Below are 12,470 nucleotides of genomic sequence, written 5' to 3' on the forward strand. Positions count from 1 at the left end.
TTTCTCGCTCAGATCAGAGTCGTCAAACAGGGGTATGATGAATTCCCGGATCTCAATGGACAGCAGGTTGTCGAGAATTTCCAGTACGTTGGATTGGGCACCGCTCTCGCCAGCCGTCAGAGCGTGCATATAAGTTTCAATGGGGCTATCGGGAAAAGGCAAAAGTGCCAGTTTTAGAATTAAACCTTTACGTTTGGTGATGGTTGTTGAAAGGAAATCTCTAATTAGGTACCCCTTTTCGTCATCTTCGAACATCTGGAAAAGTGTCAGGGCACAGTAAGTCTCTTCAGCCATTTCTTTTAGAAGTGCGTCACTCTTATGAATTATTTCTTCAGGTAAAGGTGACTGCCGTGCCAGTTTAAGCAGACTGTCTATAACTTCTTTCGTGAGATCGAGTTCGTCACTTGATCCTTGTTCAATAATTTTTTCCAAATCAGCGTGATCCCTGTAATCACTCAACGTACGAACAGCTCCTATCAATAGTGTTGCAGATGTTTCCTCATCATTCAGCACATCCCCCAGTTTGTCTGCGACGGTTGACTCATCAAAGGATTTCAGGGCCCGTCTGGCTGCCGGCAGGGTGAGTGGATCGTCCAGATTTCTGACAAGTGGAGATATGAGAGACTCATCACTTCTTTCTTCTGCCAGTTGAGCGGCTCTGCTTCTCACATCCGGTGAATCATCATTCAACAACTTAGCAAGACCCTCATCTGATAAAATACCCGAGATATGACCAACGGAAGACAGAGCGGCCAATTGAGTATCATTATTATTATTGAAAAGCATCTTATTGATTGTTTCATTAGCTTGGTTTGAAGAAGTATCTTTCATGAGAATCAAACTTGCCGCCGCGGCAGCTTTTTTTTCTTTACTACTTTCCGAAAGTAGTTCTACCAGTTGTCCTGCTGTGGATGTATTTCGACGGATGCCACAGCTGATCATGGCGCGAGCGGCAAGGCTCTCATCCTCGTGATCTATGAATGGAGTTATCATGTCATCAGGAATGATGTCGGGATGTTTACTGGTCATAACAAGAATCTTGCCTTTCAACACAGGTGAGCCACTCTCGAACAATTCCAGAATGTCTGATTTCCACGGTGCCAGGGGAAGGTCTTTCATGGTATCGAGGGCGAACAGTTTCTGGTGGTCATCGCCTTCGGTCAACGTTTTCCGTATGGTTTCAACAATGACAGGATCTGTAACATCTATCTCAAGTTCTTCAAAATCGAGTCGTCTTTTTTCGATGGCTTTTCTCAGCTCCGCCACATAACCGGTTTTCAGCTTGAAATTTGCCATCAGCCAGACCGCAAGCATTGCTACCGAGGGTATGGAGAATAACCTGATATCATCAACGAAAAACGATAAACCGATGATAAGTAGACCGGCGAGGCCAGCTGCTCCATTCTTAATTGTCCCATCTATAAAAGGTTTAGCTTTACTTTTTTCCTGAGGGGAGACGGGCAACCAGAGAAGCTGACTGGATGTATCGTGTAGAGTGAATTTGAAGATCTGGTCCCCTGCTTTTGCCAACACGCCTGAAAAGAGAAGAAGCGGGAAAAGAAATATCATCCCACTTCCCAGAAACAGAGCTGCAGGAAGAAACATGAGGCCCCACAGAACGCCAAACTTTGATAGAAATCTTCCTGTTACAAAGAACTGCATAAAAATGGATATGAAACCGATGGATCCATAGAGCATTCCGAAAAGAGCAGACATTCCCTTTTCATCTATGCTTCCATCCGTTTCTGTGACGGTAATACCGGCAGTATCATTGTCTATCACTGTAACAGTGACAGAATTGATGGTGATATGGCTATAGTTGGTATCATCACTGGAAACCGAATGAGTAATGGTGCTGGTATGGTCCTCTTCATCCTTGCCATCATCCACCGCGGACACATTCACCGTCTGGATGGTGCTGTAATTTTCTGAGGTAAATATCAGTTCGGACTGATCCACCACAATATTTGTGTCTGAAGCTGTTAGAGAAATATTGACGGTATCAATGGGTTGACTCTGCAATACCACAGTATAGTAATCGGAGGTGTCACCTTCTGTTACGGTTATTTTATGATCCAAAGGATTTGTATAATGCCTTAATGTGATAATCTTCATCTGGTAATCCACTAGGGCGCCTACCACGGCCGCAAGTGCTATGGTTAACGTCATCACTTTCAGATATGGCGAGGCCAGCATGCCTCCTTTAGTTTTTGTCTCTTTCTTTGGTTTCGAACTTTTGGATGATGACGATGAATCCGTTTCTATAAAACGGCCGCCGAAGATTGCAGCCACAATGGCAAAGCCGATGAACACAGAGGTGGCTGGTAACAGGAAGTTTGTTCCAAATGCATCAACAAGACTTCCCATGGAAAAACCGAGTATAGTGTTAGCAATAGCGGCACCACTGGCAATGAGACTGAACAGCCGTTTTGCCTCTCTGGCTGTGAAAGCAGAACCGGTCAGCATCCAAAACTGGATCATCATTACGGTGATTATTACATCAAACCAGATGTAGAGAACTGGATAAATCCATTCAGCCAATAAAAGTTGAATCACTATGAATGAGGCGGCGCCGATCCCGAATGTTCCTATAATCTGCGGAACGATGGGAATTTTGGCGGACAACTTGGTCATGAAGGCGATGGTAATCCCTATCATGACGGCTGTGATTATCATCATGTGAGGCAGATAGGTAGGATCGAAACGACTCAGGAAGAAGGTGTCCCGGGCGGTCCTGCCAAACATGAATGAACCGACTACAAAGAAAAAGCAAAGGAAGAAAGGTAGAACCTTCTTTCCTTCGCCGGGTTTCATCTGTAAAAGTCTGGTCAGAAATGACATGATGCCAACTTACAATGTACTTAACCTGAGATTGCGGATAAAACTTTATCCAGACTAGTCGTCAGAAAGTCGGCATTCGGCTCACTGAAGACTAGCGGCGGTTTTATTTTCAGAACATTGTGCAGCGGCCCGTCGGTGCTCAGCAGTATTCCTTCCTCTTTCATTGTGTTGATTATCACCGCTGCTTGCTGAGCAGCCGGCGCCAGCGATTGCCGGTCAAGAACTAATTCAATGCCGAAAAACAGACCCATTCCCCTCACATCGCCGATAATCTCGTGACTGTCCTTTAGCTCTTTAAGCTTCTCCTTCAAGACAGTTCCTACCCGGAGAGCGTGTTCTTGAAGCTTCTCTTCTTCGATAACGTCCAGCACGGCAGCGGCGACAGCGCACGATACAGGATTGCCGCCGAATGTGCTGAAATATTCCACGCCCTTGGCGAAGGATTCGGCGATTGCAGGCGTAGTCACTACAGCCGACACGGGATGACCGTTGCCCATAGGCTTGCCCAGAGTAACTATATCCGGCACCACATCCTGTGTCTCGAAGCCCCAGAAGTGCGTCCCTACGCGGCCGAAACCGACCTGAACCTCATCGGCCACACAGACACCTCCGGCCTCCCGGGTATGACGGTAAGCTTCCTTGAGATAGTCAGGAGGGTAAATGATCTGTCCGCCGCAGCTCATGAGTGATTCACCAAAAAAGGCGGCCAGCCGCTGGTCGTTCTCCATCATTGTTGCGATGGACTCTTGCACATGGTGAGCATATTTCCTGCCGGCATCCGGATCGTCCAGTTTGTACTTGCCTCTGTAGCCGTCCGGCATGGGTACTTTATGCACGTGCGGCGGCGCACCTGAACCACCGGGAGCGTCAAACTTGTAGGGGCTGATCTCCATGACTGAATCGGTGTTGCCGTGATAGGCGCCGTCGATAACTACGAAGTCTGTCGCTCCCGTGTGAGTTTTCGCTAGTCTTATGGCCAGTTCGTTGGCCTCACTACCGGAGTTGACGAAGAAACAGACGTTCAAGGGATCGGGAAATTTTTCGCACAGGCGCCGGGCATAATCGACGATATTGTCGTGCAGATAGCGCGTATTAGTGTTGAGGAACGCACTCTGTTTGTGCAGCGCTTCCACCACTCTCGGGTGACAGTGGCCTACATGACAGACATTGTTCACCGCATCCAGGAAGGGTCGTCCGTCAACATCAAAGAGATATTGACCCCGCCCCTTTACGATTTTCAGCGGCTGTTCGTATGCCACGCTGAGCGATCTTCCCAGGTGTTGTGATCTCGCTTGCAACAGTTCTTCGGTGGCGGCTCCGCCGGAAGGGAAGATCTCTTCCGGCGTTGGAACGGCTGGTCTGGCTCGGCCGCTGCAGATCTGCCGGAAGAAGTCTTCCGCCAGCGACGTATCGACCTTGATCAGTCTCCGCAACAGAGCGGCGGCGGAATCCTCTGTGATCCGAATGTAGTCGTTTCGTGGAAAGATCTTTTTGCGGTAGGTCGCCATGGTGACGGTGGTGCAGAGGCGCATACAAGCCAGAGGGAAGAGGACCTCCAGCTCACTCTCTGTAAGAGGCAACTCTTGATGATAACCGGCAACGACATGCCCGGCTTCCTGCAGAGGATTCTCCTTCCCTAGCATGACATAGGCGATGGAGACGGCCAGTTCGCAGATGATCGCTGAAAATACCATGTCACCGAAATCGATGATACCTGCAATTTCCGATTCACCATCACTGTTTACGCGGATGAGAACATTGTCATCATTGCCGTCGTTATGAATGACACTGTGCCGAAGTGCGGTAAGTCTGGGAATTACATATCTTTCAAATTGAGAGGCGAAACAGTCAACTATGGATCGTGCTGCAGCATCTTCAATATCGAAGAGGTGATTTCTGACAAACGCTGTACTTGTTACATTCCACGGGATGGAGCGCTCGGCACCGGGGTGGGTGTAGCCTTTGAGAGCGCAATCCGTTCTTGCAAGCAACTCCCCGAGTTGCCGCAGCAGTTCAGCGGTGTGCGGCTGAACTTCCTTAAGGAACTGACCCGGGATGTAATCGAGCATTCGGACCATGAGGGGTGCATCACCGTCCTTGTCAAAAAGGGTGATTTCATCGCCGGCGAGATTCTTGCGGATGCGGGGGATAGTTAGACTGTTTTCCCTCTGAAGGACGTGGTTTATGGCGCCGTTCTGCATCTCGAGGGTTGCTCGCACTTCAGCGGGATTTGCTATCTTGAGGACATATTTTTTCCCCGAACCGTCTTGCAGCAGGAAGTTCTGATCGCGTTCGCTTACGAGGGGTTTTGCCGAGGCTGAAATACCGTAAAAGTCGTTGGCGACAGTTTGCGCCTCCTCTTCAGAGAGCTGCGGCGGAGGAGTCTCAAACAGGGGCGAGGTCATCTAATTCGGTCTACCCGGGTGTCTGCCCCTGGGAGCCAGCCAGGAGCGATTAGTAGACCCATAAATTTGAAGGAATGGCATCTTATGCGTTCAGGGATCACTCTTCATTCTTCTTTTTCTGCAGTTCCTTCTCCATCTCGCCGCGCCACCACGCTACCTCCGTCTGCGACAGGCTTTTATCCTTAGAGCGGTGGTCAACCGACTTCTTCTTGCGGCCGCGTCTCTTTCCTTTCAGCAAGCGGTCGAATTCTTGCGGCGATATCACCTGACACCCCAGCGATGTCACCTCACGCTCAACTTTTCTGTCCGCCGTTACGACGATGGTCTGCCGGCCGCGCCACTTTGCGGCCTGTTTAAGGATCAGGGCATCCGCGTCGATCTCTTTGCCGCTGAACTTGAGGGTGATCCGTTCCAATTCCCGCGGTAGTTCCCACGGCGGATTGCCGTCGAAGACGAGAAAAATATCAATTTTCCTACTGTGGCAATAATCGGAAATATCGTTGCTGACCATTTTCAGGCAGGTGGGATAGTCACGATCGAGAAGTGTGAGATACCTCGGAACGGTGTGGATGAAGTTGTGGCCGTCTATGATATATCTGATCATTTCAGCACAAATACAATATAGAGTAAGATAACCGTGAGGATGGCAATCAGAATGAGCCGTGTCATCCATCGGGTATGCGTCTGGTAGAATGAAGATCCGAGGTCATCAAGGGCGTCCAATTCATTCTGTGTCTTCCGGCTCAGTAGCAGCTTGGAGCCGAAGACGATGACGCCGAAGAGGAGCAGGAGCAACCCCAGCTTACCGAGAATATCCATCAGGCACTGTCTTTCTTCAACCGGTCGTATTCACCGGGGGTGAGCGTCTTCATGGAGAAAGCGTGGATTTCCTTGCCCATGAGATTGCCCAACGCGTCATAGACCAGTCTGTGTCTCTCAAGAAGATTCAGCTTCTCAAAGTTTTTCGATACCAGCAGCGCGGTGAAGTGACCGCCGGCGTGGGGATTCGTGGTATGACCGGCATGTTGCGCTGAATCGTCCTGAATTTCCAGATGTGCCACATTCAACGTTTTTCTCAGCCGCCGTTCGATTTCTTCCTGCATCACCATTGTAATTCTAAGGCGGAAAAGAGAAGATTGCAACCGTGAGATGAGTGGAGAATAATGTTGATTAGCCCATGGTGAAGCGTGTATTTTCCGTTACGGGAAAGAAGAATAGGAGACAACTCATGTCATTCAAACCCCTTGATTACGATTCACTATCCGAGGATGAAATGCTTGCCCGTTCGAAGGAGTATTTTTCACTCATGAAGAAGCGGCGAAGCGTGCGCTATTTTTCTACAAGGGAGGTTCCTTTCGATGTGATCAGGAATGTGGTCATGACTGCTTCCTCCGCACCGTCTGGTGCCAACAAACAGCCGTGGACTTTCGTTATCGTGAAAGATCCGCAGACTAAGCGCAAGATCCGCTTAGCCGCGGAGAAAGAGGAGAAGAAGTTCTACGACCACCGGGCTCCGGATGAATGGCTGGCAGATCTCGAACCGCTCGGCACCGATTGGCGTAAACCGTTTCTTGAAGATTCTCCTTATCTTATCGTTGTCTTCAAGAAAGTTTATCGTGTCAGTGAGACACAGCATCTGAAGAACTATTATGTCAACGAATCTGTGGGAATTGCCTCAGGTTTTCTTTTGACAGCAATCCATAATGCCGGATTGGCGGCATTGACACATACGCCAAGTCCCATGGGATTTCTGTCCACGATTTTGAGCCGGCCCCGGAATGAGAAAGCGTTTCTGCTGATTCCTGTGGGCTATCCGGCGGCAGATGCTGAGGTGCCGGTCTTGACGAAGAAGAGTTTTGAGCAAGTGGCAGAGGTGATTTAGATGAAGCAACGGCATGAAATTGCAGCCGGGGAGGTAGGCGGCACGCATGAATATCTGTCTGATCCGAGGAACGAGTTGGTCCTCATCTACGTGAACACAAATATCGTACCGCGGCCGGAAGCAAAGATATCCGTCTTCGACAGCGGGTTCCTCTTGGGGGACGGTGTATGGGAGGGGATACGCCTCCACAACGGCAAGCTTGCTTTTCTGGACGCCCACCTCCAGCGCCTCTACCATGGCGCCGACGCTCTTGCCATCCGGATCGGTCTGACGCCGGAACAGTTGACGCAGAAGATTTACGATACCATTAGTGCCAACGGCATGACCTCCGGCGTTCATATCCGGCTCGTTGTTTCACGGGGACTTAAGGTGACACCGTATCAGCATCCCAGGGCGAATACAGGTGGTGCTTCCATCGTGATCATTCCGGAGTATAAGATTGCTTCCGAAGATGTTAAGAACAGGGGGATTCGACTGGGAACGGTCTCCATCCGCCGCGGCACGACTGATACACAGGATCCGCGCCTGAATACCCTGAGCAAGCACAACTGCATCGCCGCCTGCCTGGAGGCCGACCGCCTCGGTTACGACGAAGGGCTCATGCTCGATGTGAACGGCAACGTCTCCACCTGCAATTCCACCAATTTCTTTATAGTCCGTGACGGCGAGGTGTGGACATCGACAGGTGAATTCTGTCTCCCAGGGGTGACCCGCGCTAACATCCACCGTCTGTGTGAGGAAAATGATATCCCCGTCTTTCAGAAGGACTTTCGCTTAGAGGATGTTCATTCTGGCGATGAAGCTTTTGTGACCGGTACGTTCGCTGGAGTCATTCCGGTGGTGGAGGTTGACGGACATCTTCTCTCAGACGGGAAGAGGGGTGATATGACGCTAAGACTTCAGCAACTCTATACAGGACTGATGGAGAGGGAGTGTCCGGCGGCGTGAAGGATAGAGCTGTCAGGATTGCCATGTGGTCGGGGCCGCGGAGTATCTCCACCACTCTCATGCGTTCGTGGCAAAGCAGGGATGATACATTTGTGACTGATGAGCCGTTCTACGCCTGCTATCTTTCGATTACGGGCGTAGATCATCCGGGACGGGAGAAAGCGATGGCGTCCCAGTCCACGGACTGGCGCGAGGTGGCAGCGTGGATTACGGGTCCCGTGCCGCAAGGCAAGAAGGTCTGGTACCAGAAACATATGGCGCACCACCTGTTGCCGCAGATGGACCGCAAGTGGCTGGACGAAATGGTCAACTGTTTCCTGATCCGCGATCCCGGGGAGGTGCTTCTCTCTTACAAACGGACGAGGCAGGAGGTGACGGCTGACGATCTGGGATACGAGCGGCTGAAGGAGATATTTGAACTGGTGAAGGAGAACTGCGGAGAAGTGCCGCCGGTAGTTGATGCGCGGGACATTCTGCAGAATCCGAAAAGAGTGTTGACCCTTCTGTGTCAACGAGTGGGCATCCCCTTCAGCGAGGAGATGCTGTCGTGGCCGGCGGGCCGGCAGGAGACTGACGGCATATGGGGCAAATACTGGTATCAGAATCTCGAAAAGTCCACAGGCTATTTGCCGTACCGGCCGAAGAGCGAACGGCTTTCCGGGGATCTGGAGCCGATCTATGAACAGGCTCTGGGAGTTTACAGCTTCTTGCGGGAATTCCGTCTGAGCGGGTCAGCGGACCGGAAAGATGGCAGGACAGTTGGGTTGTGATTTGAGAGAAGGAAAGATGAACTGATCATCATCCTGGTAGTGGTGAAGCCCAGAAAAAGGTGATGGAGCATCTGCAAAAGTAGGAGGAAACATAAACCGATGAAGAAAACAGCCGTCGCCCTAAGTACTGTTCTGCTGTTCTCAGCCTGCACAAAGCGGGAATCTCTCATGAAGGATTATGTGCAGCGAGAGGCAGCCGCACCGCGATTTGAAATAGAAAAAGTTGTGGACGGTGAAGCGTGGCAGGAATATATAATCAGAATGGTATCGCAGCAGTGGCTGACACCAAATGAAGTGCATCCCGTAGAGTGGCAGCACTGGCTGACCATCGTCGTTCCTGATGAAATTGAGGAGAGAGAAGCGCTGATGATCATAGGCGGCGGAAGTCATAAAGATGAGACGCCCGAGTCCGCCGATCCGACTCTGGTTCAGGTCGCCGTGGCGACAAAGTCAGTCGTGGCTGACATTACGAACATTCCATTCCAGCCTGTGGTCTATGCCGATGACGACGCCGGTGAGCGTTACGAAGACGCCCTCATCGCCTACGGCTGGCGCAAGTTCCTCGAAGGGGGCGCCGAAGATGAGGATGTGGAATGGCTGGCAAGACTGCCCATGACCAGGGCAGTGGTGAGGGGGATGGACGTGGTGCAGAAGGTATCGTCGTCGGCCGGCAAGCCGGTGGAAAGGTTCGTCACTGCGGGGGCATCGAAGAGAGGATGGACCACCTGGACCACCGCCGTGACGGACGATCGCGTCATGGCCATCATCCCCATCGTCATTGATCTGCTGAATGTGGTCCCTTCCTTTGATCACCACTGGAGATGTTACGGGGAATGGTCCCCCGCTATTAACGACTACATCAATGAAGGGATAATGGACTGGATGGGCTCCATAGAATTCGACAGGCTGATGGAGATCGTGGAACCGTACTCGTTCATCGATGAACTGGAGTTACCCAAGTTCCTCATCAACGCTACCGGCGATGAGTTCTTCGTCACTGATTCGTGGCGCTTCTACTGGGACGATCTGCCAGGAGAGAAATATGTGCAGTATATTCCCAACACCAATCACAGTCTGAAAGGGGTGGACGAAGAGTATGATCTGATGAGCCTCACGGCCTTCTACAAGGCAGTAATTTCAGAGACGGATCTGCCCCGATTTGAGTGGCACGTGAGCGGCGACTCCATCTTCGCTCAGATTGACCACTCGGCGAATCCCCATTACCGCGTGACTCAATGGGAGGCGGTGAATGCGGAGGGACGCGATTTCCGGGTGGACATCATCGGCAGGACGTGGACGGCCACGAGCATTGCCAGAGCGGAGGACGGAGTTTATTCTGTCGGTATCACCGCGCCGGAAGAAGGGTACAAGGCGGGACTTCTTGAAATCGTATTCAATCCCGATTCTGATTTACCGTTTACCTTTACCACCGGCACCGTGGTTGCGCCCGACACCTATCCCTTTGACGGCTTCGTGAGCGAGGCGCCGAAGGGGACAACCATAAGCCGCTAAGGATGCCAAGGCACATGAATTTTTTATTGAAGTTGCCGGTAGACCGGAAATCAGACCGAACACCGAACCAATGCAATCCACTTACCAAAGATTAACCAAAGAAGAAATTAACGATCTTCCCCTGCGCAGGTATGACGGACCGATCCACGTGGTCACTTCTTTAGATAATACCAATCGTGCCGTCGATGCTCTGCTCAAAGAAAGGGTCATCGGATTTGACACCGAGACGCGGCCTGCCTTTCGTAAGGGCGAGGCTCATTTGCCGTCAATTCTTCAACTGGCGGGAGATGATGCTGTCTATATATTTCAGTTAAATAAGGTTGGGCTTTGCAAAAGTATACGACATATCCTGTCGAACCCGGATATTATCAAATGCGGCATTGCCCTTAAGCGCGATCTGGCGGAGTTGATGCAGCTCTCCCCGTTTGACCCTGAAGCGGTCATAGATCTTGGTGCAGCGGCCCGGCGGGCTGACGTACCGCACCACGGCCTGCGGGGGCTGACGGCACTCTTTTTGGGTTTCAGGATATCGAAACGGGCATCCACGACGAACTGGAGCGCCAGGAAACTTTCCGCTAAACAGATAACCTATGCCGCCACCGATGCCTGGGTCGGGCGCGAACTGTATTTCAAATTCAGGGATAAAAAACTGCTCTGAAAAATGCCCGCCTGCTCCCTCCTCGGGAGAGTGGGCAGGTAAAGCACCCTGTTCGGGCACACCGTCTTTTAGGGTGGTTTGTTTGTGGGATGATGGATAGATTTGGGTATACGATATCGGAAGAAGCTATGAAAAAACTCCTAATTTTATTTGCAATACTGCAATTCAATTGTGGACCAGTTATTAATATAAACCTAGAACCAATTGATGACTGGAAGACCGAGATATTTTATTATCAAGGTACACCAATTGCGATTTCTCAATTAAAAAATTCTATCCTAACGACGTATTCAGTAAAAACTCCGGCGGGTAAATATCAATTATTTCTTTCAGCAAAAAACCTTTCAGATAGTCCAATAATTATTAGTTATGAAAATGTCTCTATTCTGTTTGATACTAATGTTGGACCAATAAAAACAGAAGTAATGGACCCCAGTGTAGTTTTATCAAAAAAAATTAAAGCTGATAATCTGGATATTGCATTAACTGCAGTGAACGCTGCATTAAGCCAAACTGCAACGACATCTGGTACAGTTGGTGGTAGTCAAGTTAATCTGACTACTACTCAATCAGGATATAATCCAGCCAATGCTCAGATTGTAGGGCAAAAAATAAGTAACTCCGTTGCTTCGACGCACAGTTTAAAAAACAGTCTGCTTTTTAAAAATACTATTTTCCCGGGAAAAGAAGTTAGTGGACTATGTTATGTCAAAATGCTACCTATTAGAATTAATACACCTCAAGGTTCATATAGCACTGATGGAATAAAAATAAATGGTCTAGGTGTAAATATAAAAATCGGAAATGATAGTCATATGTTATCATTTAAGTTGCCAAAATCTTAATTAAAGAATCATGCCTAGCAGGATTTTTCGTTTATAGCTCAAAATCTTCAATTTGATTTTGCTTGATTAATACCCGCAATCATCACGACATCGAACAACCAACTTGACCTCTGCTATCGTTCTTCAACAGTTAACTGAACTAGATCTTCTTTTTCAGTGTTCTGATCTTGAGCTAGTGCTGAATCACTGAACAAAACAAAAGTTGTACAACAAATTAACATTATTGATATTTTTTTTCATCTCTCACTCCTTATTCCTTCGTTAGTTTGTTTCGGTGAACTCAGTCCAGTCTTTGACTGCCTGAATAAAAAATATATATAAAAAACTGCTCTGAAAAATGCTGGCCTGCCGGCCTGTAGTTTCCCGGCGGGGTCCTGCGGAGCATCTATAAGCAACTTATCAAAGTCAATTTCTCAACCACTTTCCCAATCTCAACCCAGAAAGTGACGGGGTGCCGTCGGGAATAAAAGAAGCACCCACATAGTGGTATAATTTTTGGTATTTATATCGGGCTCATAACCTGATTGGCTTCCACTATTTCCCTATATTCCTGAAAAAATCACCCTCCTACCTCTGATTGACGCAATGTACGTGGTAATGCCGTAGTAA

General features: G+C 49.5%; 11 protein-coding genes. 6 read left to right on the forward strand and 5 right to left on the reverse strand.

Translation table 11 applies throughout. The features are described from left to right. The 5 genes from QF669_05745 to QF669_05765 all read right to left on the reverse strand — a co-directional run. A partial coding sequence (locus QF669_05745; GenBank protein ID MDP6456935.1) for a hypothetical protein occupies positions 1-2,814 on the reverse strand: 2,814 nt, incomplete at its 3' end. A 47-nt stretch (positions 2,815-2,861) separates the two neighbouring features. Continuing rightward, complete coding sequence (locus QF669_05750) at positions 2,862-5,246, reverse strand: aminotransferase class III-fold pyridoxal phosphate-dependent enzyme (protein MDP6456936.1); 2,385 nt, start codon at positions 5,244-5,246, stop codon at positions 2,862-2,864. Positions 5,247-5,343: 97 nt separating this feature from the next. After that, positions 5,344-5,850 carry an NYN domain-containing protein gene (locus QF669_05755; GenBank protein MDP6456937.1) on the reverse strand — a complete coding sequence of 169 codons (507 nt, stop codon included), beginning with the start codon at positions 5,848-5,850 and terminating at the stop codon, positions 5,344-5,346. Further along, positions 5,847-6,065, reverse strand: coding sequence for a hypothetical protein (locus tag QF669_05760; GenBank protein MDP6456938.1), 219 nt, complete (start codon positions 6,063-6,065; stop codon positions 5,847-5,849). Before QF669_05760 ends, QF669_05755 begins: the two co-directional genes overlap by 4 nt. Then, positions 6,065-6,355, reverse strand: coding sequence for a BolA family protein (locus QF669_05765; GenBank protein ID MDP6456939.1), 291 nt, complete (start codon positions 6,353-6,355; stop codon positions 6,065-6,067). The genes QF669_05760 and QF669_05765 overlap by 1 nt, the downstream gene beginning before the upstream one ends. 119 nt (positions 6,356-6,474) lie before the next feature. Here QF669_05765 and QF669_05770 point away from each other — a divergent pair, with 119 nt between their 5' ends. The 6 genes from QF669_05770 to QF669_05795 all read left to right on the forward strand — a co-directional run bounded on the left by QF669_05770 (position 6,475) and on the right by QF669_05795 (position 11,861). Continuing rightward, positions 6,475-7,128 (forward strand): nitroreductase family protein, encoded by a 654-nt coding sequence (locus QF669_05770; GenBank protein MDP6456940.1) that lies wholly within the window; start codon positions 6,475-6,477, stop codon positions 7,126-7,128. Beyond that, the gene (locus QF669_05775; GenBank protein MDP6456941.1) at positions 7,129-8,076 is read left to right on the forward strand and encodes an aminotransferase class IV; all 948 of its coding nucleotides are present in this window, start codon (positions 7,129-7,131) and stop codon (positions 8,074-8,076) included. After that, positions 8,073-8,846, forward strand: coding sequence for an HAD family hydrolase (locus tag QF669_05780; protein ID MDP6456942.1), 774 nt, complete (start codon positions 8,073-8,075; stop codon positions 8,844-8,846). The genes QF669_05775 and QF669_05780 overlap by 4 nt, the downstream gene beginning before the upstream one ends. 99 nt (positions 8,847-8,945) lie before the next feature. Then, the gene (locus QF669_05785; GenBank protein ID MDP6456943.1) at positions 8,946-10,358 is read left to right on the forward strand and encodes a PhoPQ-activated protein PqaA family protein; all 1,413 of its coding nucleotides are present in this window, start codon (positions 8,946-8,948) and stop codon (positions 10,356-10,358) included. Between the two features lie 70 nt (positions 10,359-10,428). Further along, positions 10,429-11,016 (forward strand): 3'-5' exonuclease, encoded by a 588-nt coding sequence (locus QF669_05790; GenBank protein MDP6456944.1) that lies wholly within the window; start codon positions 10,429-10,431, stop codon positions 11,014-11,016. Positions 11,017-11,144: 128 nt separating this feature from the next. Then, on the forward strand, positions 11,145-11,861 hold the full coding sequence (locus tag QF669_05795) for a hypothetical protein (protein ID MDP6456945.1): 717 nt from the start codon (positions 11,145-11,147) through the stop codon (positions 11,859-11,861). Positions 11,862-12,470 lie beyond the last annotated feature (609 nt).

It is taken from the genome of Candidatus Neomarinimicrobiota bacterium (genome assembly GCA_030743815.1).
Classification (GTDB): domain Bacteria; phylum Fidelibacterota; class Marinisomatia; order Marinisomatales; family S15-B10; genus UBA2146.